At 71.4% G+C, this 24,269-nt stretch carries 21 protein-coding genes; 14 read left to right on the forward strand and 7 right to left on the reverse strand.

What is annotated here, in order from left to right; all coding sequences use genetic code 11:
- Positions 1 to 157: 157 nt before the first annotated feature.
- The 4 genes from RM479_RS04895 (at position 158) to RM479_RS04910 (ending at position 4,185) form a co-directional block, all read left to right on the forward strand.
- Complete coding sequence (locus tag RM479_RS04895) at positions 158 to 958, forward strand: ATP-binding cassette domain-containing protein (protein WP_311510526.1); 801 nt, start codon at positions 158 to 160, stop codon at positions 956 to 958.
- Positions 948 to 3,065 (forward strand): YhgE/Pip domain-containing protein, encoded by a 2,118-nt coding sequence (locus RM479_RS04900; protein WP_311510527.1) that lies wholly within the window; start codon positions 948 to 950, stop codon positions 3,063 to 3,065. Before RM479_RS04895 ends, RM479_RS04900 begins: the two co-directional genes overlap by 11 nt.
- Before the next feature lie 68 nt (positions 3,066 to 3,133).
- On the forward strand, positions 3,134 to 3,769 hold the full coding sequence (locus tag RM479_RS04905) for a TetR/AcrR family transcriptional regulator (RefSeq protein ID WP_397221359.1): 636 nt from the start codon (positions 3,134 to 3,136) through the stop codon (positions 3,767 to 3,769).
- Between the two features lie 14 nt (positions 3,770 to 3,783).
- Positions 3,784 to 4,185 (forward strand): DUF3592 domain-containing protein, encoded by a 402-nt coding sequence (locus tag RM479_RS04910; protein WP_311510723.1) that lies wholly within the window; start codon positions 3,784 to 3,786, stop codon positions 4,183 to 4,185.
- A 70-nt stretch (positions 4,186 to 4,255) separates the two neighbouring features.
- On the opposite strand, the gene RM479_RS04915 is transcribed toward RM479_RS04910, so the two are convergent.
- A complete protein-coding gene (locus RM479_RS04915; RefSeq protein ID WP_311510529.1) occupies positions 4,256 to 5,329 on the reverse strand; it encodes an RDD family protein in 1,074 nt (357 codons plus the stop codon).
- Between the two features lie 527 nt (positions 5,330 to 5,856).
- Here RM479_RS04915 and RM479_RS04920 point away from each other — a divergent pair.
- The 7 genes from RM479_RS04920 to RM479_RS04950 all read left to right on the forward strand — a co-directional run bounded on the left by RM479_RS04920 (position 5,857) and on the right by RM479_RS04950 (position 13,434).
- Entirely contained in the window at positions 5,857 to 8,358 is a 2,502-nt protein-coding gene (locus tag RM479_RS04920) for a sensor histidine kinase (protein ID WP_311510530.1), read from the forward strand.
- A gap of 2 nt (positions 8,359 to 8,360) precedes the next feature.
- Complete coding sequence (locus RM479_RS04925) at positions 8,361 to 8,807, forward strand: roadblock/LC7 domain-containing protein (protein ID WP_274809149.1); 447 nt, start codon at positions 8,361 to 8,363, stop codon at positions 8,805 to 8,807.
- A 9-nt stretch (positions 8,808 to 8,816) separates the two neighbouring features.
- A complete protein-coding gene (locus tag RM479_RS04930; RefSeq protein WP_311510531.1) occupies positions 8,817 to 9,254 on the forward strand; it encodes a DUF742 domain-containing protein in 438 nt (145 codons plus the stop codon).
- Positions 9,235 to 9,816 (forward strand): GTP-binding protein, encoded by a 582-nt coding sequence (locus tag RM479_RS04935; protein ID WP_274809151.1) that lies wholly within the window; start codon positions 9,235 to 9,237, stop codon positions 9,814 to 9,816. Before RM479_RS04930 ends, RM479_RS04935 begins: the two co-directional genes overlap by 20 nt.
- Before the next feature lie 222 nt (positions 9,817 to 10,038).
- Positions 10,039 to 11,025 carry an oxygenase MpaB family protein gene (locus RM479_RS04940; protein ID WP_311510532.1) on the forward strand — a complete coding sequence of 329 codons (987 nt, stop codon included), beginning with the start codon at positions 10,039 to 10,041 and terminating at the stop codon, positions 11,023 to 11,025.
- Between the two features lie 67 nt (positions 11,026 to 11,092).
- Complete coding sequence (locus tag RM479_RS04945) at positions 11,093 to 12,061, forward strand: oxygenase MpaB family protein (protein ID WP_311510533.1); 969 nt, start codon at positions 11,093 to 11,095, stop codon at positions 12,059 to 12,061.
- 32 nt (positions 12,062 to 12,093) lie between these two features.
- Positions 12,094 to 13,434, forward strand: coding sequence for an MFS transporter (locus tag RM479_RS04950; protein WP_311510724.1), 1,341 nt, complete (start codon positions 12,094 to 12,096; stop codon positions 13,432 to 13,434).
- A gap of 108 nt (positions 13,435 to 13,542) precedes the next feature.
- On the opposite strand, the gene RM479_RS04955 is transcribed toward RM479_RS04950, so the two are convergent.
- From RM479_RS04955 to RM479_RS04970, 4 genes are all read right to left on the reverse strand, one after another.
- Positions 13,543 to 14,295, reverse strand: a complete 753-nt coding sequence (locus tag RM479_RS04955; RefSeq protein WP_311510534.1) for an SDR family NAD(P)-dependent oxidoreductase — start codon at positions 14,293 to 14,295, stop codon at positions 13,543 to 13,545.
- Between the two features lie 29 nt (positions 14,296 to 14,324).
- The gene (locus RM479_RS04960) at positions 14,325 to 15,695 is read right to left on the reverse strand and encodes an FAD-binding oxidoreductase (protein ID WP_311510535.1); all 1,371 of its coding nucleotides are present in this window, start codon (positions 15,693 to 15,695) and stop codon (positions 14,325 to 14,327) included.
- Positions 15,696 to 15,709: 14 nt separating this feature from the next.
- Positions 15,710 to 16,648: a decaprenyl-phosphate phosphoribosyltransferase gene (locus RM479_RS04965; RefSeq protein WP_311510536.1), complete on the reverse strand. Its 939-nt coding sequence runs from the start codon at positions 16,646 to 16,648 to the stop codon at positions 15,710 to 15,712.
- A 72-nt stretch (positions 16,649 to 16,720) separates the two neighbouring features.
- Positions 16,721 to 17,644 carry a DUF3068 domain-containing protein gene (locus RM479_RS04970; protein WP_274809157.1) on the reverse strand — a complete coding sequence of 308 codons (924 nt, stop codon included), beginning with the start codon at positions 17,642 to 17,644 and terminating at the stop codon, positions 16,721 to 16,723.
- 171 nt (positions 17,645 to 17,815) lie between these two features.
- Here RM479_RS04970 and RM479_RS04975 point away from each other — a divergent pair, with 171 nt between their 5' ends.
- Complete coding sequence (locus RM479_RS04975) at positions 17,816 to 19,141, forward strand: acyltransferase family protein (protein WP_311510537.1); 1,326 nt, start codon at positions 17,816 to 17,818, stop codon at positions 19,139 to 19,141.
- A gap of 9 nt (positions 19,142 to 19,150) precedes the next feature.
- Here RM479_RS04975 and RM479_RS04980 read toward each other — a convergent pair whose 3' ends face one another.
- Positions 19,151 to 21,250 carry a hypothetical protein gene (locus RM479_RS04980; RefSeq protein ID WP_311510538.1) on the reverse strand — a complete coding sequence of 700 codons (2,100 nt, stop codon included), beginning with the start codon at positions 21,248 to 21,250 and terminating at the stop codon, positions 19,151 to 19,153.
- A gap of 173 nt (positions 21,251 to 21,423) precedes the next feature.
- Between RM479_RS04980 and RM479_RS04985 the strand changes: the two genes are divergently transcribed.
- Together RM479_RS04985 and RM479_RS04990 are read left to right on the forward strand one after the other, a co-directional pair.
- Positions 21,424 to 22,152: a class I SAM-dependent methyltransferase gene (locus RM479_RS04985; protein ID WP_397221365.1), complete on the forward strand. Its 729-nt coding sequence runs from the start codon at positions 21,424 to 21,426 to the stop codon at positions 22,150 to 22,152.
- A complete protein-coding gene (locus tag RM479_RS04990) occupies positions 22,149 to 22,907 on the forward strand; it encodes a class I SAM-dependent methyltransferase (protein WP_274809162.1) in 759 nt (252 codons plus the stop codon). The genes RM479_RS04985 and RM479_RS04990 overlap by 4 nt, the downstream gene beginning before the upstream one ends.
- Here RM479_RS04990 and RM479_RS04995 read toward each other — a convergent pair.
- The gene (locus RM479_RS04995) at positions 22,884 to 24,170 is read right to left on the reverse strand and encodes a hemolysin family protein (RefSeq protein WP_311510540.1); all 1,287 of its coding nucleotides are present in this window, start codon (positions 24,168 to 24,170) and stop codon (positions 22,884 to 22,886) included. The genes RM479_RS04990 and RM479_RS04995 overlap by 24 nt on opposite strands.
- Between the last annotated feature and the right edge of the window lie 99 nt (positions 24,171 to 24,269).

Genomic DNA, 24,269 nt, shown 5'->3' on the forward strand with positions numbered 1-24,269 from the left:
GCCCCGGCCGTCGTGTCGCACGACTCCCCCGGCCGGCCGTGCGCACGTCGCGTTGTGCCCGACGTCACCGGCTCCGGTGCCCGGAGCGGCCGGCCGGAACGATACGGTGAACCCGCTGGTTTTGCACTGACCGGTCAGTTTAAAAAGGAGGCAGGGGATGCGTCTGGCCACCGGGGCCCGGGTCATGGCGGAGGACGTCGCGCTCGTCACCCGGGAGGGGCCCGTGTACACGGGCGTCGACTTCACCGCCCGGCCCGGGACCCTCACCGTGTTCCAGGCCGACTCCGGCGGCGGCCGCAGCGCGCTGCTGCTGACCCTGACCGGACGCATGCGCCCCACCTCCGGGACCGTGTACGTGGACGGTCACGAGCTGCCGGGGCGGGCCCGCCGGGTGCGCCGGATCAGCTCGCTCGGACTCATGACCGAGGTCAACGCCCTCGACGAACGCCTCCGGGTCCGCGAGCACCTGTCCGAGGCCGCGCTGCTGCGCTTCCGACCGGCCGCCCGGGGACTGGCCGACGCCGCGGTGGAGGCCGCCGAACTGGCCGACCTGGACCGCGACACGATGGTCAAGGAGCTGCCCGCGTTGGAGCGCCGCAGGTTGGGCGTGGCACTGGCCCTGATGGCCGAGCCCCGTCTGTTGGCCGTGGACGACGTCGACGGCGGGCTGTCCGACGAGCACCAGGTGCTGATGTGGCGCACCCTCAAGGGCCTCTCCGACGCCGGCCTGACCGTGATCGCCACCTGCGCCGACGCCGACGCCCTGGTCGACGTCGCCGACGCCGACGTCCAGGGGCCCCTGCCCATCGGGCAGGGGGAGGAACCCGACGACCCCCCGGAGGACCCCGAAGAGATGCGCCCGTCCGCACCCTTCGACGACCTCGCGAGGGCCGAGGGCCCCGGGGAGAGGCACACCGAGAACGAGAAGGAGAAGGGAGGCGATCACCGTGACCGATGACGAGACCGCCGCGGACCGCCCCCGGTTCCGCCCCTTCGCCGTCCCTCGCCTGGGGCTGCTCACCGTGCGGTCCTTCCTGCGCTCCCCCCTGCCCACCGCGGCGCTGGCCGCCCTGTTGCTCATCCCCCTGCTCTACTCCGGCATGTACCTGTGGTCGTTCTGGGACCCGTTCGGGCGGATGGAGCACCTGCCCGTCGCCCTCGTCAACGAGGACCGCCCCGTCGAGGTGGACGGGGAGCGGGTGGACGCGGGCGGGGAGTTGACCGAGACCCTGCTGGAACGCGGTGACCTGGACTGGCACCCGGTCGACGCGCGGGAGGCCGCCCGCGGTCTCGCCGAGGGCGACTACTACGTCTCACTGACCGTGCCCGAGGACTTCAGCGCCGACCTGACCTCCCCCTCCCGCGACCGCGAGGCCCCGGTGCAGGCCCTGCTGATCGCCCACTACAACGACTCCAACAGCTTCGTCGTGCGCCAACTGGCGGGCGCGGCCTTCAAGGAGATCCGCGACGCCGCGGAGCAGACGGCGATCCGCGGCTACCTCGACGAGATCTTCCTCGGCTTCAACGAGATCCACGGCAGCACGGAGGAGGCCGCGGAGGGAGCGGACCTGCTGTCGGAGGGCGCCGGGGAGGCCGAGGAGGGGTCCGGGGAGCTGTCGGGCGGCCTGGGTACCGCCCACGAGGGCGCAGGCGAGCTGTCGGGCGGCCTGGACGAGCTGTACACGGGGTCCAAGGACCTGGCCACGGGTGCCGAGACCGCCTCCACCGAGGTGTCGGCGCAGGCCGAGAAGATCGGCGACCTCGCCGACGAGTGGCTGCCCCGGCTGGAGGAGGACGCCCCCGACGTCCAGGAGCGGGCCGAGCTGGTCGCCGAGCTCTCCGGGGACCTGGCCGAGGTCCTGAACGGGCTGCCGGAGGACATCGACACCGAGGGCCTGTCCGAGGTGGACCGGCGGCTCGGCGAGTACCTGGAGGCCCACCCGGAGCTGGAGACCGAGCAGCCCGACCTGTACCTGCTCCTGTCCGACCTCCAGGAGGGGATGGACGTGGCGCTGTCCACCGCGCGGTTCGTCGAGGACAACCGCGACGACATCGTGTCCACCGCCGATGAGGCCGCCGACCTGAGCGAGAAGGCCGCCGAACTGGCCGAGGACCTGCCCGATCACGTCGAAAGCGCCGAGGACGCGCGCGATCGGGTGGACGAACTCGCCGAGGGTCTGGAGGACCTGTCCGAGGGCGCGTCCGCGCTGCGCGACGGGCTGGAGACGGCGTCGACGGCCTCCGGCGAACTCGACGAGGGGCTCGGCCGGCTCAGCGAGGGCTCCGACGAACTCCACGACGGCCTGGGCGAACTGTCCACCGGCTCGGACGAACTGGCCGGCGGGCTGACGGAGGGGGTCGACCGGATCCCCACCTACGACGAGCGGGGGCGGGAGAACGCCGGCGACATGATGAGCTCTCCGGTCCGGCTGAGCAGCGAGATCGACAACGAGGCACCCGACTACGGCACCGGATTCGCGCCGTTCTTCGTCCCCCTGTCCCTGTGGGTGGGCGCGATGGTGGTGTTCATGGTGGTGCCCGCCCTGTCCTCACGGGCCCTGGCCTCCTCCGCCCCGTCGTGGCGGGTGGCCCTGGCCGGGCGGACGGTGCCGATGCTGCTCGGCTTCGGGCAGGTCCTCGTGATGATGTCCGCGCTGCACCTGCTGCTCGGACTGGAATCGCGGAACTGGCCGCTGCTCATCGGTTTCCTGCTGTTGACCGCCGCGGCCTTCGCCGCCACGGTGCAGTACCTCAACGTGCGCTTCGGCGCGGCCGGCCGGGTGGTCGCGCTGGCGCTGCTGGTGCTCCAGTTGACGTCGGCGGGCGGCACCTACCCGATCGAGACGAGTCCGACGTTCTTCCAGGCCATCGGCCCCTACCTGCCGCTGCACTGGGGGGTGACCGCCATGCGCCAACTGATCGGCGGTGGTGACATGGTCCTGGTGTGGCAGGCGTTCGGGGTCATGTCGCTGTGGTTCGTCGTGCCCCTGTCGCTGACCTGGCTGACCGTGGAGCGCAAGCGCATGTGGACGATGAGCGCCCTCTACCCCGCCTTGAGACTCTGAGTACGACGCCCGGGGGTCGGCGCCGGGACGCGGGTGTTCCGGCGCCGACCAGGGGCAGAATGGACCGGATGAGCGTGAGCACCCCGAATCGACCGATGAGCAGCCGACGCGAGGCCACTCGCAAACGGCTGTTCGAAGCCGCCGTGACCCTGATCTCGGAACAGGGTTACGGTGCCACCAGCGTCGATGAGATCGCCGAACGCGCCGGGGTCGCCAAGGGCACCGTCTACTACAACTTCGGCGGCAAGAGCGAGCTGTACACGGCGCTGATGGAGTGGGGCGTCACCCGGCTGGCCGACACCCTCAGGGACGCCGTCCCCTCCGCCGAGACGGACCCGGGACGGGCCCTGGTCGCGGTCCTGCGGGCGGGCGTGGAGTTCATCGGCGAGCACGAGGCCCTGGCCCGTCTGCTCATGGCCGAGACCTGGCGCACCCACCAGGTCTGGTACACCACCATCCGGCACATCCGAACCAAGGCCATCGGTGTCGTCATCGAACTGTTGGACGCGCTGGCCGAGGCCGGCCGCCTCAGACCGGACCTGGACACGGGGCTCGCTGGATCGGCCCTGTTCGGCATGGTGGTGACGGTGGCCCTCGACTGGCGCACCCTCCAACCGGATCGACCGGTGGAGGAGATCCACGCGACCCTGACCCACATGGTCGACGGCTTCCTGGGGACGACGGTCTCCCCCATGGACCCCTGAGAGGACGCCCGATGATGGCCTGGCTGTATCCGCTCCTGCCCCTCCTGTCCGGCCTGGCCATCCTGGGCGTGGTCACCCGCGACACCCGGATCGAACTGCGTCTGATCCGCTACGGGGTGCGCGCCAAGGGCCGGGTCATCGGCTACAACGAGACCTCGACCGCCTCCCGGATGATCGTGCAGTTCCGCACCGAGGACGGTCGGGAGGTCCACGCCGAGCACGAGAACACGGGGTGGACGGCCTCCCGCGCGGGCGAGATCGTCACGGTCTCCTACGACCCGGACACCCCCGAGCTGGCCCGGATCGTATCGGCGCCCTGGCTGTCGCACTGGGTGCGCGGCATGTTCGCCACCCTGGGCGCGATCCTGGTCGCCGCCGGTCTGCTCCTGGGCTACCTGGCCTGGGACTGGAGGTGATCCGGACCCTCCGCCGTCCCGCGCCGCCCCCGACGGGTGCTCTCCGGCCGACGGTGTTCCCGCGCCCTCCTCAGGCGGCGGTGACGGGTTCGCGGGGTTCGGTATAGCGGACCAGGCGGGTGGGCAACGAGCCGTCGATGAGCGCCCGGGTGCGCACCCGGGTGCCGCACAGGAGGTCGACCACGCCGACCCGGTCAGGTCGGACGACGGCGGCGCTGCCGTGGACGACCATGAGGGCGAGCGCGATCCAGGGGTGTCCGAAGGCGATGAGGAGCGCCATCGGCACCGTGAGCAGGGCCGTGCGCGCCAGCACGCGCGGGCGGGACGCCGGGGCGGGCCGGGTGGGCTCGGTCAGCGCCAACCGGACGGCGGCGTGGCCGGGGGTGCAGCGGTCGCGGCGCAGCTGCGGCACGAACACCCCGAAGACGGCGGCCAACCCCAGGAGCACGGCGGTGCGGACGTGGCCGTAGGGGTCGGCGCCGATCACACCGACGACGCCCATGACGGCGACGAGCGCGGTGCCGCCGTACCACCACAGGCACAGGTCGATGAGGACGGCCAGGGTGCGCCGGGTCGGATCGGGGGAGACCCGGTCGGGGACCGCGCCGGGCCAGCCCCGGGTGGAGCCCCACGGCCGTAGCGGCACCAGGAGACGGGCGAGCGGCCAGCCGACCGCGGTACCGGCCACGCCGAGCGCGACGAGCAGCGGGGAGGAGTCGGCGTAGGCGCACGGGTACACGCCCAGGAGACCGGTGCCCCGGATCGCGTCGACGGCGAAGGCCAGGGCGGTCCCCGCGGCCAGGGTGACCAGCGGCCCGCGACGGAAGCGGTCGCGGGCGAGCCAGCCGACGGGCAGGAAGAGGGCGAAGGCCAAGACCGGTCCGTACCGGTCGAGGCCGTCGGCGCCGGGTCCGGGCCGGCACAGTCCGTCCACCGACAGGGGCAGTGGCCAGACGGCGTAGGCCGCCAGGGCCAGACCGCACGCCAGCGCCGCCAGGGTGGACCGCCCGGGGCGGCCGTACAGCCGTCCGTAACGTCGATGCTGTCCGCGCAGGTAGAGGGCGGCGCAGACGGTCACGAGCAGGGGCACGACGGCGACGGCCACCTCGATGGCCTCCTGTCCCGTGCCGAACGGTCGGATCACGAACGCACCCCCTGTCTCACCAGGTCCAGGGCGCAACGCTAATACGGGGAGCGGGTGCCCGGGTGCCGAACGCCGTTTTGAACCGGTATCGTCACCACCGGAAGTCGTCACACGGAGCACTCTTCGCACTCCGCTCCGCAATATGTGACATTCGTCCCATAAGACTCAGAGAGCAACGAGGCAGTCGAAGCCCCCACCCACCATGTGGACATTCCGCCTCTTCATGGCAGACTGCCTTGACCACCCGGATATTTGGTCGTTTCTCTGTCGAGATACGATCCTCAACGCCGAAATGCCGCGTTTGTGGTTACCCTGCGGTACGTCCCGCGTCGAGCACCCCCGAAATGGACGTGGCCCGCGGGGATCAGGAGGCCTCCCACAGGCCGACGATGCCGTCACCCGGGCATCGGGCGGGACAGCGCCCCTGATACCGCACCCCGAGAAGACGTTCGACGCGGATCGACAGGAGAACCGTGCAGGCAGTACCCGAACGACGCGGGCGGACGATCGCGTCCCGCATCCGCGCAATGGTCACGATCCCCACCGCGGCCCTGATCGCGCTGTGGCTGATCCTCACCGGGGCCCTGGCCGTGAACGCCGGGCTCCAGCTGATCCGCGCCGCGGCGACCAACGACATGGTGACCCCCGCCGCCGTCGGCCTGGTGAGCGCCATGCAGGAACGCGCCCGGACCATCTCCCACATCGAGAACCCCGACGACGAGACGTTGATCGCCGAGCTGGCCGAGGCCCGGCAGGAGACCGACGCCTCCCTCGGCGTCGTCATCAACGAGCTCATCGGGTTCGCCGACCTGGCGCCCGGCCAGGCCGGCCGTCACATCGAGCTGCTGCACGAGCGTTACGGGGAGATCGGCGACATGCGCGCGGCGGTCGACGACGGCTCCGCCACACGCGGCGAGGTCCTTGAGTACTACAACGAGCTGATCCTGCACGGCGCGGACAGCTTCGACAGCCAGGCCCGCTCCGGCAACGTGATCGACGCGTTCAACTCCTCCATCAGCGCCACCTACATGTTCCGCACCGTCGACCTGTTCGCGCGCTCGGACGCCCAGCTCGCCCGCGCCTTCGCCATGGACGAGCTGAGCTGGGAGGACCAGCGCGCCTTCGCCGAGCTCGTCGGTTCCTACCAGAACATGCTCGAAGCCAACGGCCCCTACCTCTCCGGCCCCGGCCAGCAGGAGCGGCTCAGCGCGGTCCTGGAGAGCCCCGAATACCAGCGGCTCACGACGATGCAGGACGAGATCATCGACCGGCGCATCGAGGTCGAGACCGTCACCGACCCGAACACCTTCGTCGCGGTCGAGGTCGAGAACCTGTCCGTACCGGTCGACGGCGCCGCCTGGCAGGCCGACTACGAGTACGTCCTCGCCGAGTTCACCGACATCGGAGCCGACGAGGCCCTGAACGCCGCGGCGCTCACCCGCGCCGAGGCCCAGCGGTCCGTCCTCGTCGCCGTCACCGGCAGCCTCGGCGTCGCGGCCGTGATCATCGTGGTGTTCCTGTTGGCCCGCCGCTCGTCGCGTTCGTTGACCGGCCGCCTCCTGCGCCTGCGCGACGACGCCAACGACCTCGCCGAGAAGCGCCTGCCCGAACTCATGGAGCGACTGCACCGGGGCGAGCGCGTGGAGACCGAGGCCGCCCTGCCGCTCATGGCCACCAGTGACGACGAGATCGGCGATGTGGCCCACGCGTTCAACACCGCACAGCGGGCCGCCGTCAACGAGGCCGTCCAGCAGACGGAACTGCGCCAGGGCATCAACCGGGTCTTCCTCAACATCGCCCACCGCAGCCAGACGCTGATCCACCGCCAGCTGCGCCTCCTCGACAAGATGGAGCGCGAGCAGGAGGACCCGGAGCAGCTCGCCCAGTTGTTCAAGCTCGACCACCTGGCCACCCGCTCCCGCCGCAACGCCGAGAACCTGCTCATCCTCGGCGGCGAGGCCCCCGGACGGACCTGGCACCGGCCGATGCCGCTCATCGACGTGCTGCGCGGTGCCATCTCCGAGTCCGGCGACTACACCCGGGTCAAGCGCGAGCGCATCGCCCGCGTGCACCTCAACGGCCCGGCCGTCGCCGACGTCATCCACCTGGTCGCCGAACTGGTCGACAACGCCGCCATGTTCTCTCCGCCGCACACCCACGTGCGCCTGAGCAGCGACGACGTGCCCAACGGTGTGACGATCGAGATCGAGGACCGCGGTCTGGGCATGACCGAGGAGGAACTCGCCTCCGCCAACCGCCTGTTGGCCGATCCGCCCGAGTTCGACGTGATGCGCCTCAACGAGAAGATGCGTCTGGGCCTGTTCGTGGTCTCCCACCTGGCGCACCGGCACGGCATCAAGGTGCATCTGCGTCCCTCGCCCTACGGCGGTGTGCAGGCGATCGTGCTGCTGCCGCACGACCTCATCAGCGGTGAGCGGACCTCCCTGCCCGTCGCCGAGGAACAGGACGGCGACATCTGGGAGGTGCGCGAGATCATCGAGCACGCCCCCGGCGGGGCGTTGGAGTCCGGGGCCGCCCCGGTCCTGACCCCGGTCCCCCCGACGCCCGCGAACGCCCCCGCCACCGAGGAGAACCCCGACGCGGCGCCCCGCGGCACCGAGGCCCCCTCGGCCGCCAACGGCTCGACCGCCGACGGACACGGCGGCACCGACCTCCTCGACGGGGACTCCGCACGTCCTCCCCTGCCGACCCGCCGACCCACCATCAGCGCGGTGTCCGCCCCCGGTTCCGGGGACACCGCGCCGGAGACCGTCGACGCGGGCGGCGGGCGACCCCCGCTCCCCAAACGCCGTCCCCAGGAGAACCTGGCCCCGCAACTGGCGACCGAACCCGACTCTCCCGCTCCGGGCGGGACCGCCGAAGGAGAGGCCCCGGCCTCGGACGGGAACGGTATCGACGGCACCGAGCGGCTGGCGCGCCTGCGCCGGAACATGACCGCGTTCCAGAAGGGGACCGACCGCGGTCGGCGCGAAGGCAAGCAGCAGACCAACGAGACCGACAAGGACTGACCGTGACGAGTACTCCCCAAGGTGTCGAGCGCGAAGGCTCGGGCAAGAAGGACATCGACTGGCTGCTGGACGAGTTGCTCGACCGCGCGGTGGGCTCCAAGCACGCCATCGTCCTGTCCGCCGACGGACTGCTGATCGGACGATCGCGCACCCTGGCCAAGGAGGACGCCGAGCACCTGTCCGCGGTGGCCTCTGCGTTCCAGAGCCTGGCACGGGGCACCGGTCGTCACTTCAAGGGCGGCGACGTCCTCCAGACCGTGGTCGAGATGGAGCGCGCGTACCTGTTCGTGACGGGCGCCGGTCGGGGCGCCTGTCTGGCGGTCCTGGCCGAGGAGAGCGCCGACGTGGGCCTCATCGCCTACGAGATGAACGTACTGGTCGAGCAGGTGGGCCGCTACCTCGACGCGGCACCGCGCCATGAGGGAGCCACCGGGGAAGCCACGCGATAGGGGACGGTCATGCAAGCGCACAACGAGTTCGATCCGGGCGGGATGTCCCGGAGCCCGTCACGTCGCGATGTGACCGGCGGATACGGGGCCGAGGCGGACGGGCCGGACGCCGGCCCGCTGGTCCGTCCCTACGTGATCGCGCAGGGACGCGACCACGCCGACACGGTCCGGCTGGACATGATCAGCGTGGTCATCGCGGCCAAGCGCGCCGAGGTCGACGAGATGGCTCTGGAACCCGAGCAGATCCGGATCCTGGAACTGTGCCGCCGTCCCCTGTCGGTCGCCGAACTGTCCGCTCACCTGGACATCCCGGTGGCCGTCGTCAAGGTCCTGCTCAGCGACCTCCTCAACCGCGGCCTCGCCTTGGCCCGCGCCCCCTACACAGCGAAGAGCCCGGTCAGCCGGGACGTACTCCAGGCGGTTCTCGATGGCATCCAGCGACTCTGACCACCCACATGACACCGTTCCGTCCGCGTTGAAGATCCTCGTCGCGGGCGGCTTCGGCGCCGGTAAGACCACCCTGGTGGGCGCGGTGAGCGAGATCGCCCCGCTCAGCACCGAGGAGGTGATGACCGAGGCCAGTTACGGCGTGGACGACCTGTCCGGCGTGGAGTCCAAGACGACCACGACCGTCGCCCTGGACTTCGGGCGCATCACCATCAGTTCCAGCCTGGTGCTGTACCTGTTCGGCACGCCGGGGCAGGAGCGGTTCTGGTTCATGTGGGAGGAGTTGTCGGAGGGCGCCCTGGGCGCGATCGTCATCGCCGACACCCGTCGCCTGGAGACCTGCTTCGCGGCCGTCGATTTCTTCGAGCGGCGCGGGGTGCCGTTCGTGGTGGCGGTGAACTGCTTCGACGGCGCCCACCTCTACGAGGCCGATGAGGTGCGGGCCGCGCTGACCCTGGACCCGGCGATCCCGGTGGTCCTGTGCGACGCGCGGGTGCGATCCTCCGCGAAGGAGGTCCTGCTCACGCTGGTCAACCGGGTGGCCGAGCGCATGGCCGCCTGATCGGGGGCGGGTGGGGAGGGGGATCCCACCCGCCTCCGCCCGTTTTCGGGACACGATCCGGGCGCGGCCGGGAGCCGGGGAAACGGTCGTCGGGACCGGATCCCCTGTACGCGGGGACATTCCGGGTAAAGTGCGGCCCGTGGGACGTCGACGACGTGCCACGCCCGCAGGCCGGAGGCCCCGTCCGGGCGGGCCCGCCCGAGGTGACTGGAGTTCCCCCACATGAAGCGGTTCGAGTGGCGCGACCGGATCCACGCGCTGGACGCCGAGGCCGACTGCGAAGAGATCGTGCGCGTCCTGGGCACCCACGAGTTCCCGTGGGACATCGAGCAGGCGCTCGGGCTGGCCCTGTACCGGACGTACGCGGTACCGAGCATCGGTGAACTGCTGGCGCACACCCGCGAGTTCACCGAGCGCACGCAGCACCGCTACGACGACACGGCGCTCATCCTCAACGACATCCTGGAGCACGGTTTCGGGCAGGGGCGGGGCAGGGACGCCCTACGGCGGATGAACCAGATGCACCGCTCCTACGACATCTCCAACGACGACTACCGCTACGTGCTCAGCACCTTCGTCGTCATGCCGGTGCGCTGGCTCAACGATCTCGGGTACGGCTGGCGCAGGCTGTCCGACCACGAGATCGCCGCGAGCACCAACTACTACCGCAGGCTCGGCAGGCACATGGGGATCAAGGACATCCCCGAGACCTACGCCGACTTCCACGCGCTCTTCGACTCCTACGAGCGCGAGCACTTCGCCTTCACCGAGGGCGGGCGGGCCGTCTCCGACGCCACGCTGGAGTTGATGGTCGACTTCTACCCGGCCTGGCAGCGCCCGCTGGTGCGTCCCTTCACCAAGGCACTGCTCGACGAGCGCCTCATCAAGGCCTTCGACTACCCCGAGCCGTCCGCCGTCTGGCGCGCCCTGGCCGCCGGCGCGCTGCGGCTACGGGCGAAGGTCGTGCGGTTCATGCCGCCGCGCGTCGAGCCGCGCTGGGCCCGGCAGAGCCCCAACATCCGCAGCTACCCCGAGGGCTACGACCCGTCGCGCATCGGCACCTTCCCCCAGGGTTGCCCGGTCCCCCACGGCATGGCCACCGTCGAGGTGCCCGCCACCGGCGCCCGGGTCCCCGCCCCGGAGCGGACCGTCACCTCCGAGGGCGCGTCCGCCCCCTCCTCCACCACGGAGGCCGCCGACGCCGAGTGACGCCCGCGAGCGCCCCGAAACCTCCCCCAGCGACCCCTGACCTCCCCTAACCCCGAAGGAATCGCCCATGAAGCGTTTCGATTTCCGCGACGAGATCCATCGCCTGGACCCCGAGGCCGACTGCGTGCGGATCATGCAGATCCTCAACGCCCACGAGTTCCCCTGGGACATGGGCCGCGCGCTGGGCATCGCCCTGTACCGGACCTACGCGGTGCCGAGCATCGGTGAACTGCTCGGCAGCACCGACCAGTTCACCGGTCAGACGCAGAAGCGCTACGACGACACGGCGCTCATCCTCAACAGCATGATGCGGTACGGCTTCGAGCCCGGTCAGGGGCGCGACTCCCTGCGCCGGATGAACCAGATGCACCGCTCCTACGACATCTCCAACGACGACTACCGCTACGTGCTCAGCACCTTCGTCGTCATGCCGGTGCGCTGGCTCAACGAGTACGGGTACGGCTGGCGCAGGCTGTCCGACCACGAGATCTCGGCGATCGTCCACTACTACCGCAGACTCGGCAGGTACATGGGCATCAAGGAGATCCCCGAGAGCTACGAGGGGTTCCGGGACCTGCTCGACGCCTACGAGAAGGAGCACTTCGCCTACACCGAGGGCGGGCGCAAGGTCTCCGACTCCACCCTCGACCTCATGGTGACCTTCTACCCGCCGCGGGTGGCCGGGCTGGCCCGCAAGTTCTCGATGGCGATCCTGGACGAGTCCCTCATCGAGACCTTCCGCTACGAGCCGCCGTCCAAGGCCTGGCGCAGGAGCGCCGACATCGCGCTGAAGATCCGCGCCAAGGTCGTGCGTCGGATGAAGCCGCGCGAGGAGCCGTTCTGGGCCGACCAGAACCCGAACATCCGCAGCTACCCGGACGGCTACGACGTCAACAGGATCGGCACGTTCCCGGCCGGCTGCCCGGTCGCGCACGACGTGGACCCGGTCGCGCACGAGGAGCTGTACGGGAAGAAGGACGGCGGCACGGCCGAAGCCGCCGGGACCACCGAGGCCGCCGCGGACGGGCGCGTGTGACCGCCACCTCCGAACCCGCTCCGGAGAGCCCGGTGGAGACCCCCGAGGGGCCCCGGCCCCGGAGCGGCCCCCTTCCCCGGTCGGTGCACGCCTGGTACGGCAGCGGCGCGGTGGCCACCGGCATCTTCAACACGGTGCCCGGTCTGCTGCTGCTCATCTACCTCACCGACACCCTCGCGGTGAGCCCCCTGGTCGCCGGCGCGGTGGTGCTCCTGCCCAAGCTGGTCGACCTCGCGATCAGCCCCTACATCGGGGTCTGGTCGGACCGGACCCGGTCCTCGTGGGGACCGCGCCGGCCGTGGATGCTGGCCGGTGCGCTGACCCTGCCGTTGCTGTTCGCGGCGATGTTCGCCGGCCCGCCGCTCCAGGGGAACGGAGCGGCGGCGTACGTCGCGGGCGTGTTCGTCCTGGCGGCGCTGGCGTCGTCGGTGTTCCAGGTGCCGCACGCGGCCATGCCCGGGGAGATCACCTCGGACTACCACGAGCGGTCCACGTTCACCGCGTGGCGGACCGTGTTCGTGGGCCTGGCCCTGATGCTGGGCGGGGCGCTGGCCCCAGTGCTCAGGGACGTCCCCGCGGACGAGGTGACCGGCTACCGGTTGATGGGCCTGGTCATGGGCGTCGTCGTGCTGGCGTCGATGCTGGGTTCGGTGATCGGCACGCGCGGCGCGCCGCGCACCGTGTTCCCGCACCGTACCGAGGGCATGGTCGTCCAGTTGCGGACGGCGTTGACGCACCGGTACTTCCGGGTGCTGTTCCCCGCCAACCTGCTGATGGCGGTGGCGAGCGGCACGATGGTGGCGGGTGTTCCGTACGTGACGGCGAACGTCATGGGCGAGCCGGCCTACACCAGCATCCTCATGGTGTGCGTGCTGGTCCCGTTGATGGCCACGGCGCCGCTGTGGCGGCGGATCTCCGTGCGGGTGGACAAGCGCCGGGCAGCCGCCTACTCGGCCCTGGTGTTCTCCCTGGGCGGCCTGGGGCTGCTGTGCATCCCGCTGGGGGGCGTGCCGATCGCGGTCGTCTCCTCGGTGCTGGTGGGCATCGGCCTGTCGGGGTCGATGCTGCTGCCGTGGTCGATGCTGGCCGACTGCCTGGCCGCGAGCGAGGACGGCCGCCGGCAGGGCGGTGTGCTCTCGGGCGTGTGGACGGCGGGCGAGGCGCTGGCCCAGTCGGTGGGCACCGGCCTGCTGTCGCTGTCGCTGGCGGTGAGCGGCTACGTGGAGTCGGGCGCGGGCGAGGTCGTCGTACAGTCCGACGAGGCACTGCGGGGCATGCTGATCGGCAGCACCCTGGTCCCGGCCGCGGTCATGCTCCTGTGCCTGGTCCCGTTGGCGTTCTACCGGCTCACCGCCGAAGACGCCGAGCAGTGAGGAAGTGACGCGTGGGGCCCGCCGGACGGCGGGCCCCACGGTCGTTCTCGGACGGCGAGGCCGAGGGCTCCGTGACCGCGCGGGTCCCGTGGGCGCGGGAGACCTCGCTCAGCGGCCCAGACGGCGCCAGAGCGGGCGCGGCATCAGGCGCATCCCCGCGAAGAGCGGCTGGAGCACTCGGGGCGCCCACACCGTGGTCGCACCCGAGCGCAGCCCCGCCGACACCGCGTCGGCGACCTGACCCGGAGTGGCCGGGAACGGGGCGGGGTCCACGTGCGCCGACATCCGGGTGGGCACGTAGCCGGGGCGGACCACCAGCACACGCGCCCCGCTGCCGTGCAGGGAGTCGGCCAGGCCCTGGGCGAACCCGTCCAAACCGGCCTTGGCCGAGCCGTACACGAAGTTGAACCTGCGCACCCGCACGCCCGCCACCGACGACAGCACCACCAGGGCCCCGTGACCCTGTTCGCGCAGGCGGGCGGCCACGGCCAGACCCGCCGAGACGTGGCCGGTGTAGTTGACCGCCGCCGCACGGGCCGCGGACGCCGGATCGGCCTCGTACCCGGCCTGGTCCCCCAACACCCCGAAGGCGTCCACCACCACGTCCAGGTCGCCCACCAGGGCCACCGCCTCCTTGACCGTGGCGGTGTGGGTGTCGGGCGCGGTCGCGTCGAACTCCAGGGAGTGGACGGTGGCGCCCAGCGCGGCCGGCGCGCTCGAAGACGCCTCCACGCCGCCCCGGGCTGCCAGCACCACCTCGCGGGCGCCCTCGCGGACCAGCCGTTCGACGATGGCCAGACCGATCTCGCTACGGCCGCCGAGCAACAGCACGGTCCGCACGGTTCCCACCGAGTCGCGCATGGTTCTCAGGTGTCCTTCCGGGTGAGGCGTCACAGGAGCCGCAGTCGGCGGGCCAGGTCGGAGACGAGCACCCCGTCGGGGTCGGCCCGCTCCCGGATCTTGCGCCAGGCGGGCAGGTCGGGGTACATGGCGTGGATCGTCTCGGCGTCGGCCCGGCCGTCCTTGGCCAGGTAGAGGCGGCCACCCGCGGCGAGCAACCGTTCGTCGAAGCCCCGCAGGAGCCTCCCCAGACCGGGCAGGTCCGCGGGCAGGTCCACGGCGAGCGTCCACCCGGGGCGGGGGAACGACAGGTGGCCCTCGGTGGCCGCGCCCATCCGTTTGAGGACGGTCAGGAACGACGGCGCGCCCGCCCGGGACAACCCCTCCATGACGCCGACGAGGGTCTCCTCCGCCCCGAACGGGACCACGAACTGGTACTGCGTGAGTCCGCGCGGGCCGTACAGCCGGTTCCAGTCGCGAACGGCGTCCAGCGGGTGGAAGAACCCGCCGATCGGCTGGGCCTGTCCGCGTCGGCGCCGGGGCGCGGCGCCCCGGTAGACGGTGTTGAACGCGCCCACGGTCCAGGAGTTGAGGAGCCCGGAGGGCACCCACGGCGGTGCGGCCAGCCGGGCCCCGGAGCGATGGCGCAGCGGATCGCGGCGCAGCGGCGGCGGCAGGTCGCGCAGACGCGCGTGGTCGGCCCGGGTGACCACCCCGCGCCCCATCGCGCCCCCCTGGGCCGGCAGGTCCACCCAGCACACCGTGTACCGGTGGTCGGCGTCGGTGCGCGACATCAGGTCCAGGGTGGCGTCCAGGGAGTCGGTGCGGTCGGTGTCGACGCGCATGTAGGAGGTCTCCACCGGCAGCACCGCCAGGGTGGCCTCGGTGATGACGCCGGTCAGGCCCATCCCGCCCAGGGTGGCCCGGAACAGCTCCGGGTCGTCGCCGTCGGGGGTGAGCCGCAACGCCTCCCCGGTGGGCACGGCCAGGGTCAGGGCGCGCACGTGCGCGCCCAGGGACGAGTCGACGTGGTGGTTCTTGCCGTGGACGTCGGCGGCGATCGCCCCGCCCACGGTGACCTGGCGGGTGCCGGGGGTCACCGGAACGAAGTATCCGCGCGGGAGCAGGTGGGCGATGAGCCGGTCGAAGGACACCCCGGCCGGGACGGTGACCTCGCCGCGTTCGGTGTCCAGGCGGATCGGCCCGGTGAGCCCGGTGCAGTCCAGGACCGTGCCGCCGGCCGCCTGCGCGGCGTCACCGTAGGAGCGGCCCAGACCACGGGCGAGGACGCCGCGCGGCCCGGCACCGGCCAGGGCCTCGGCGACCTGCGCCGCCGTGCGCGGACGGACGACGCGTGCCGCGGTGGGCGCGGTGCGACCCCACCCGGTGAGGAGTACGGGGCGTTCCGGCTGCGATGGCACGGAGGGTTCCCCCTTCAGAGATGGATGCCCAGCCCCACCAGGGCGGTGAGGGCGACGAGGATCAGTTGGAGGGGGCGGTCGCGCAGCGCGATCTCCTCGGGCTCCTCACCCACGCCCCGGTCCACGAGCAGGTTGTAGCGCAGGACGAACATGATGAAGGGAACGATACTGCCCACGTGGAAGAGGTTCTGCGCGCCGCCGTCCTGCTCCAGCGCCCACAGGCAGTAGGTGACGACCATCGCCGCCGACGCCATGGTGCGGGTCTGGGACAGGTAGGTGGGGGTGTAGGCGCGCAGGGTGGCCCGGACCGGGCCGTTCGCGGGGCCCTCGCCCAGGGTGCGCAGCTCGGCCTCGCGTTTGCCGACCACGACCAGCAGCGCGGCCAGGGACACGACGATGACGAACCACGAGGTCAGCGGGACGCCCACGGCGACGCCGCCGGCGACGGCGCGCAGCACGTGGCAGGCGGCGACCACGACCAGGTCGCAGACCGCGACGTCCTTGAGGTAGCGGGTGTAGGCGAGGGTGAGCAGCACGTACCCACCGATGATCCCGGTGAGCAGGGGCTCGCCCAGGGCGAGGGAGGCCGCCGGGGCCAGGACGCACAGGGTGATCCCGACGGCCACCGCGAGGGGGACGGGGACCAGCCCGGCGGCGATCGGCCGGTGGCGTTTGCGCTCGTGGGCGCGGTCGCGTTCGATGTCGCGAACGTCGTTGAGCAGGTAGGTGCCGCTCGCCGCCGCGCAGAACAGGACGAACACCGCCGCGCAGGTCAGCAGCGGCCCGGGGTCGGACAGCACCCCGGCCGCGGCGGGGGCGGCCAGGACCAGGAGGTTCTTGAGCCACTGACGTGGCCGGCAGGCCCGCACCAGGGCGAGCGGGAGGGAGGCCGGGCCACGGCGGGCACCGGGCGGGGTCCCCCCGCGCCCGGTCCCCGGCACCACCGATGTCATCGGTTCGCCCTTCCGGCCGTCCGGACGGCCCCGCCCCACCCGTTCCGGTGAGGTCGGGGTCGCTCGGGGCCTTCAGTTGTGGTGATCACGGCTCCGGCCGGTGAGGAACAGGATGACGCCGATCGCGGTGAACCCGGCGCCGATGATGAGGGCGGCGAGCGGGATCGTGGTGTGGATCAGCGGCAGCACGGTACGGCCCTGCTCGGAGTTGGCCAGGGCGTTCTGGACGGACGTGTCGTCGAAGACCAGTTCGGCGTCGAGGATGGTGAGGACCTCCTCGCCGTCCACGACGACGACGCGGTTCTGGTCCTCGCTGACCTTGAGGGGGGAACCGGTGGTGGGCTCGATCCAGTAGGTGCGGGTGATGGAGAAGACCTCGTCACCGGTGACGTCGCCGTCGCCCTCCAGACCGGCGACCGAGCGCGGGAGGGTGCGCTCGCCGACGACCTCGCCGTCCACGACCTGCTCGAAGCGGTAGGCCTCGACGCCCTCGACGTCCTCGACGCCCTTGAACTCCATCGGGACGATCTCCTTGACCGTCGTCTCGAAGAAGTCGTAGTCGCGCTGCTCGGTGAAGAAGGGGAACTTCCAGAGTTGACCGCTCTGGACGGTGGACTCCTCGTTGACCATCGAGTCGCAGCAGTCGACGGCCTGGCCGGTGACCCGGTCGTGGCCGGCGCGGCGGCTGGTGGAGGTGATGCCGAAGTCGGTGTCGGCGTCCTTCAACCAGGTGAACTGGTCCCAGACCACGACCTCGTCGGTGCTGGAGGCCACGTCGGCCCGGATCGTGGAGTGCGCCTCCAGGGTGGCGTTCTCGACGAGTTCGACCTCCTCGATGTTGAAGTAGGTCGCTCCCTCGGCGACGTTGACGGTCTCGCTGTAGTAGGTCAGGGGGGTCTTCATCAGGGAGCTCGACACCCATGTGCGCATGAGGGGTGCTACGGCGAGGAAGAAGACCCCGAACCCGATGAGAACGACCGCAACGGTACGGCGCATGTGCCCTCCTGGGCGATGTGGGTCCGGATCTGGAACGGGCTTCAGTGGAACTAGCTTCAGTTCCGGGTAGAGTACTGCCCAGTAGTGAACGACGTCACCAGGGCGTGTCTGAATTTTTATAACACGTTCTAGTGAGACGTGTTTCGACTCCCACCCGTCCTGGAAGGCCCCATGGCGCCCATTCCCTCCGCGCCCGAGGACCCCACCGGCACCCCCTCCGGCGGCGCGCGCACCACCTCTCACGGCCCCGATCCCGCCCGGATCCTGCCGCAGGTCGACGGCCGCCACGAGAGCCTCGACGGCATCCGCGCCGTGGCCGCCCTCATGGTCCTGGTCTTCCACGTCGCCACCGAGACCGGCGACTCACTGGCCCCCGGTGTGCTGGGCGGTGTGCTCTCCGCGTTCGACCTGGCGGTGCCGCTGTTCTTCACCCTGTCCGGGGTCCTGCTCTACCGCCCCTGGGCGCGGGCCGCCCTGGAGGGACGGCGCGGCCCCTCCAACCGCACCTACCTGTGGCGGCGGATGGTGCGCGTGTTCCCCGCCTACTGGGTGGTGGCCCTGGCCGCGCTGCTGATCTACTCACGCGAACACCTCGACTCGCCGCGGTACTGGCTGGAGGTCATGACCCTGACCTTCCCGTTCAACACCGACCCCGCGTGGGTGGGCACCGGCCCCTACGGGCTCGGACAGATGTGGAGTCTGTCCGTCGAGGTGAGCTTCTACCTGCTGTTGCCGCTGTTCGCCCTGCTGCTGTCGCTGTGGGCGCGCCGGGGCCGGACCGTGGACGCGCGGGGCCGCCGACTGCTGTGGGGGCTGGGCGTCATGGCCGCGCTGGGGTTCGCGGCGCTGTGGCCGCAGTTCTTCCCCGAGCCGCGCCACTACATGCACGCCTGGCTGCCGCGCACGCTCGGCATGTTCGCCGCCGGGATGGCACTGGCCGTGTTGTCGGAGTGGGCCTGGCGCGAATCCGGTCCGGACGGGCCGGTGCGGCGGTTCTGCCGCACCATCGCCTCCGCGCCGGGGGTGTGCTGGCTGACGGCGGGCGGTTTCCTCGCCCTGGCGGCCACCGATGCCACCGGTGGCCGCTTCATCGGCTCCGGCGAGCTGTGGACCTCCCTCGCGTCGTCGGTGGCCGACATCGGCTTCGCCTTCTTCATCATCGCCCCGGCCGCCCTGGCGCCCCGCCCCGTCGGCCCTCCCGAACCACTGCGCTCCCCCACCGCCTGGCGCGACGGCCGCTGGATGGAGGCGCTGCTACGGCACCGGGTGTGCCAGTTCCTGGCGAAGGTCTCCTACGGCGTGTTCCTGTGGCAGTTCCTGGTGCTGTACCTGTGGCGCGACTTCACGGGACAGGAGATCTTCACCGGCACGTTCTGGCTGGACATGATCCCCGTGACGATCGCGACGGTCCTGCTGGCCACGGCCACCCACCGGTGGGTGGAGGAGCCCTCCCGCCGCTGGTCGCGCCGCTTCTTCCGGGAACCCCGCCGGGTCTGACGGCCCGGGTCAGTCGGACGCCTCCAGGTCGGCCCCCGTGTCCTCGGAGGACCCGGGGTCCTCCGAGGTCTCCGTGTCGTCGGCGTCCCCCTCGTCGGTGCCCTCCTGGGAGAGCGGGATCGGGTGCGTGCTCCGCTCGTTGGGCGCGAGCTTGCCGAAGGCCACCGTCGTCATGCAGAGGTCCTCCTCACCCTCGGTGAGCAGGGAGAGCCGGTCACCCTGCTGCGGCGCCGGAACGTGCCAGAACCCGCCGTCGGGCGCGGCGGGCAGGACCGTCTCGATCCAGCCGCCGCCCACCGACACCACCAACGGCGCGTCGCGGTCCGAGGTGTAGGCGAACGTCACGACCTGTTCGAGGCCGCCCGGCGCCAGCGCGGGCCAGGAGACCGCGCCGTCCAGCGTGCCCAGGCAGTCGTGCTCGGGTCCGGGCGCGAACATGTTGCTGAACAGGGTGTGCTCACCGGGCACGAGGTTCCCGTCATCGTCGAACACGTAGGCGGCCGACCCCTGTTCGGGGTGGGCGAGGCGTTCGCCGTCGTCGCCGGGGGCCAAGGGCGGCAACACGTAGGAGGTCAGCCGGCGGTCCCCGTTCCATTCGAGGACCACCTCCTCCGGGACCGGGCGCGGATAGAGGGCGCCCTCCTCCGGCAGGTCCGCCATGGACGCGCGCACGTTGCCCAGGTACTCGCGCAACCGTTCCCCGTTGAGGGTGTCCGCGTAGGTGTGGGTGGAGTACAGGGCCCCGGCCGCGTACCCGACCGTGAGGACGCCGGCCGCGATGGCCCGGTTGCGGCGCGCCCGCCGCCCCGGAGCGGCCCGGACCGACGGCGCCACCCCCGCGGTGCCCACCGATTCCCGGGCCCGCTGTTCGCGCACCACCAGGAAGGCCAGCGCCAGGCACAGGGCGAAGATCAGCGCGGCGTCGGCGACGTAGCGGGGATCGGCGCCCGCCAGCCCGTGACCTCGGCCGCGCGCGATCACCGTCGGGATGGCGTCCACGAAGAGCAGGTACCCGAGCAGCAGGGCCCACGCCCGCCAGGCCCGACCGCGCAGCCACAGACTGCTCAGGACGATGAGGAGCCACATCGCGACGGCGCCCAGGACCACGAAGTCCCGGGGCTCGACGAGGCCGCCGGCGGGGGTGATGATCGACCACTCGAAGGGGCCGCCCAGGGCGCCCACCGGGAAGACCTGCCCGAACATGCGACGCAGCAGTTCCGAGGCCGCCTCCCACTCGGGCACCCCGGCGCCCTCGCCGCCGCTCCCGGCGTTCTGGCTGAACAGGTACAGGGCCAGGTAACCGACGGTCATGGCGACCAGCACCGACCAGAACACGCGGTGCGCCCGGAACGCCCGCAGGGTCGCGGCCACCGGGTGGCCGGGGTAGAGGAAGGCGATGGCGAACACGAACACCAGCGCGGGCAGGAACAGCGCCTTCACCGAGAAGAGCATGCCGAACGCGATGGCCCCGGCCGCCCACCAGGCGTGGCGGGGGTCGGAGGTGCGCACGTGGCGGACCGTCCACAGCAGGGCGAGCAGGATCGCGAGCTGGAACGGCACCGCGTTGAGGGCTGCCGCCCACCAGCCCAGGACCGGGATCGTCAACGGGGCCAGGGCGTAGACGGTGAACGGGACGAGCAGTGCCCACCGCCGCCCGAACAGCTCCCACGTCAACCGCAGGAAGACCAACAGCGCGAGCGTCTGCAGACCCAGCATGAACCCGGCGCCGACCCACCAGTTGTAGGGCCAGAAGGCCGTCTGGAGGTAGACCAGGAACATCGCCCCGGGCATGAAGTGGCCCTTGTGCAGGGAGAACAGGTAGTCGGGGGTGAGGTCGGCGGCGTAGGCCGCGCCGAAGAACAGGAAGTCGTCCTCGACGAAGTACGACGCGTTCAGCACGTACACCTTGGCGGCCACGGCCACCACCAGGATCGCCATCGCCGCCCGGAACACGTTGTCCCCGGAGATCTCGCGCAGCGACCGGAGCGTCTCGGTGACGAGGGCTCCGATGTCCGGACCCTCGGCCTCGGGCTCGGCGACCGGGCGACGTACCCTGACCTCGGGCCCCGACCTTCCCTCCGGGCCGGTCGTGGGGGTTGCTGACGGCATCGATACTCTCCCCGCCGCTGGTTGGCCAAGCCGGAAAACGGATGCCAGAATACAACAGGTTCCAGTTTTGACCCGTACCGTTGACACTGGCCTTTCCACACCGGAGGTCCGGGATGGGAACGTGATCCAACACGTTCCACCCGGAGGACGCGCGCACCCTGGAGGTGATGTCGGTGGGACTCGAACAGGTCCGCCGTGACTGGACCCGACTGGGGGCCACGGAGCCGTTGTGGGCGGTGTGCGTCGACCCCGCCAAACGCGACGGCGGATGGGACGACGACGAGTTCCTCGCCTCCGGCCGGACCGACGTCGACCCGGCGGTGGCCCGCCTGACCGAACTCGGGCTGCGCCCCGAGGGAGGCCGGGTGCTCGACTTCGGCTGCGGCGCCGGCCGGCTGTCCAACGCGCTGGCCGCGCACTTCGACCGGGTGGTGGGCGTGGACATCTCCGCCCCCATGCTGGAGGAGGCCCGGCGCCTGGACCGCTCCGGCGGGCGCATCGAGTTCGTCCTCAACGAACGTCCCGACCTCTCGCTCTTCGACGACGACTCCTTCGACCTCGTCTACACCGACCTCGTCCTTCAGCACCTGCCCCCGGACCTGGCCGAGGGGTACGTGCGCGAGTTCGCCCGGGTGGTGCGTCCGGGCGGGGCCCTGGTCCTGGGCGTGCCCGAGTCCGAACGCCGCACCTTCAAGGGCCTGGTCTTCCGGTACGCCCCCTGGCCCCTCGTGGCCTGGGCGCAGCGGACGCTCCTGCGCTACCCGGCGCCGATGCGGATGCACACCCTGCGCACCGAACGACTCGCCGGACTCCTCCCCCAGGCCCGCGTCGTCGCCTCCGACGAGTACTGGGGCGGCGACCACTGGCGTCACCTGCGCCACTACGTGGCGGTGGACGGATGAGCGTCGCCACCCGCCCGGACGGCACCGTGCCGTTCCGCGCCACCCTCGGCCGTTCCGTCGCCCTGTTCTCGGCGTTCCGCAAGGAGCAGACCGACCCGGCGTTCTTCTACGGGACGCTCGCCCGCGACACCGTCGCCCAGTTGCGTTCGTACACGCCGCTGGACGGAAGGCTCGTGGTGGACGTGGGCGGCGGCCCGGGATACTTCGCCGACGCGCTCCGCGAGGCGGGCGCCCGCTGCCTGTGCGTCGACTCCGACGCCCACGAGATGACCCTGCACGGCCGGGCCGCCGACGCGTTCGCCCTCCAGGGCAGCGCCCTGGACCTGCCGCTGCGCACCGGCTCGGTGGACGTGTGCTTCTCCTCCAACGTGCTGGAGCACGTACCGGACAGGACGCGCATGGCAGACGAGATGGTCCGGGTGACCCGCCCGGACGGACTCGTCTACCTGTCGTACACGCTCTGGCTCTCGCCCTGGGGCGGGCACGAGACCTCGCCGTGGCACTACCTCGGCGGCCGGTACGCCGCCGAGCGGTTCACCCGCCGCAACGGGCGCCGGCCCAAGAACGACTTCGGTCGCACCATGTACGCGGCGCACGCGCACGAGATGCTGCGCTGGGCGCGCGGCCGAACCGACGTCGACGTGGTGGACATCCGGCCCCGCTACCTGCCGACCTGGATGCGACCGGTCGTCCACGTCCCGGGACTGCGCGAGATCGTCACCTGGAACCTGCTACTGGTGCTGCGCAAGCGCTGACGGTTCGGGCGCGAGGACCAGCGCGCTGATCACCCGTCCGTTCGCCGCCGCGACCGTGGCCGTCCACCCGCCCAGGTCCACCCGCTCGCCCGGCCCGACGGGGATGTGCCCGAGGATGACCAGCACCATCCCGGCGACCGTCACGTAGGCGCCCTCGGGGGGGTTCTCGATCTCCACCCCCAGCAGCGGCAGGTCGTGCACGGGATAGGTGCCGGGCACGCGCAGGGAGCCACCGTCCAGGTGGGTGACCTCGGGGTCCTCGTCGGTCTCGTCGGCGATGTCGCCGACGATCTCCTCCAGCAGGTCCTCCAGCGAGACGATGCCGCCGAGCTCACCGTTCTCGCCGATGACCACGGCCATCTGACGGCGGTCGGCGGTCATCCGGCGCAGCGCTTCGGAGACCGACAGGGAGTCGGGGAGCAGCAACGGTTCGCGGACCAGTGCGGCGACGTCGGTGTCGCCCTTGTCGATGAGGTCCGTCCAGTGGACCACCCCGAGGACGTCGTCCATGTCCCCGGCGGCCACCACGGGGGCCCGCGAGTGGCCGTGGTCGACGAGAAGGCGCAACGCCTCCCGTGCGCCGGTCCCGGAGGGGACGACGTCGACGTCGGGTCGCGGGACCAGGACCTGGCGGACCTTGCGCTCACGGATCTCGAACGCGCCCGACAGGATGTGCCGCTGCTCGGGGGTGATGTCGCCGCGCGAGACGATCATGTCCCGCAACTCCTCCTCGGTGACGTCCTCCCGCTCGGCGTTGGGGTCACCACCGAGGATCCGCACCATCAGATTCGTGGAGACGCCGAGCAGCCACACCACCGGGCGGGACATGGTGGCCAGCAGGTCCAGCGGACGCGCCACCATCAAGGCCCAGGCCTCCGACCGCTGCATGGCGATGCGTTTGGGGGCCAGCTCGCCCAGGACCAGCGTGACGAAGGTCAGCAGGACGGTGACCAGCACGATCGAGACGGGGCCGGCGTAGGAACCGAAGAATTCGAGCGGTTCGACGAGGGGGCGGGCCAGCGAGACGGCGGCGGTCGCGGAGGCCAGGAAGCCGGCGAGCGTGATGCCGATCTGGATGGTGGCGAGGAACCGGTTGGGGTCCCGGGCCAGTCGCGCCACGGCGCGCCCCCCGGGTCCGCGCCCTTCCAGGCGACGGATCTGGCCCTCCCGCAGGGTGACCAGGGCGATCTCACTACCGGCGAACAAGGCGTTCACCACGACCAAGACCAGCACGAGGCCGATCTGGGCCCCGTAGCCCTCCATGAGGTGCTCCTGTGAGTCGGTTCTGTTGGAGATGAGGATGTTCCCCGAAACCTCTGGTGTCACACCAGACCCGAACTCGGAAGGAACGTCGCGAAAACG

The organism is Nocardiopsis lambiniae, assembly GCF_031845465.1.
Lineage (GTDB): Bacteria > Actinomycetota > Actinomycetes > Streptosporangiales > Streptosporangiaceae > Nocardiopsis > Nocardiopsis lambiniae.

Excerpts from the sequence above, each read along its gene's own strand:
- RM479_RS04975 (WP_311510537.1), top strand. The coding sequence starts at position 17,816 with ATGGCGCCCATTCCCTCCGCGCCCGAGGACCCCACCGGCACCCCCTCC.
- RM479_RS04995 (WP_311510540.1), bottom strand. The coding sequence starts at position 24,170 with ATGGAGGGCTACGGGGCCCAGATCGGCCTCGTGCTGGTCTTGGTCGTG.
- RM479_RS04955 (WP_311510534.1), bottom strand. The coding sequence starts at position 14,295 with ATGCGCGACTCGGTGGGAACCGTGCGGACCGTGCTGTTGCTCGGCGGC.
- RM479_RS04910 (WP_311510723.1), top strand. The coding sequence starts at position 3,784 with ATGGCCTGGCTGTATCCGCTCCTGCCCCTCCTGTCCGGCCTGGCCATC.
- RM479_RS04930 (WP_311510531.1), top strand. The coding sequence starts at position 8,817 with ATGCAAGCGCACAACGAGTTCGATCCGGGCGGGATGTCCCGGAGCCCG.
- RM479_RS04980 (WP_311510538.1), bottom strand. The coding sequence starts at position 21,250 with ATGCCGTCAGCAACCCCCACGACCGGCCCGGAGGGAAGGTCGGGGCCC.
- RM479_RS04945 (WP_311510533.1), top strand. The coding sequence starts at position 11,093 with ATGAAGCGTTTCGATTTCCGCGACGAGATCCATCGCCTGGACCCCGAG.
- RM479_RS04970 (WP_274809157.1), bottom strand. The coding sequence starts at position 17,644 with ATGCGCCGTACCGTTGCGGTCGTTCTCATCGGGTTCGGGGTCTTCTTC.
- RM479_RS04940 (WP_311510532.1), top strand. The coding sequence starts at position 10,039 with ATGAAGCGGTTCGAGTGGCGCGACCGGATCCACGCGCTGGACGCCGAG.
- RM479_RS04895 (WP_311510526.1), top strand. The coding sequence starts at position 158 with ATGCGTCTGGCCACCGGGGCCCGGGTCATGGCGGAGGACGTCGCGCTC.
- RM479_RS04965 (WP_311510536.1), bottom strand. The coding sequence starts at position 16,648 with ATGACATCGGTGGTGCCGGGGACCGGGCGCGGGGGGACCCCGCCCGGT.
- RM479_RS04920 (WP_311510530.1), top strand. The coding sequence starts at position 5,857 with ATGGTCACGATCCCCACCGCGGCCCTGATCGCGCTGTGGCTGATCCTC.
- RM479_RS04990 (WP_274809162.1), top strand. The coding sequence starts at position 22,149 with ATGAGCGTCGCCACCCGCCCGGACGGCACCGTGCCGTTCCGCGCCACC.
- RM479_RS04935 (WP_274809151.1), top strand. The coding sequence starts at position 9,235 with ATGGCATCCAGCGACTCTGACCACCCACATGACACCGTTCCGTCCGCG.
- RM479_RS04905 (WP_397221359.1), top strand. The coding sequence starts at position 3,134 with ATGAGCGTGAGCACCCCGAATCGACCGATGAGCAGCCGACGCGAGGCC.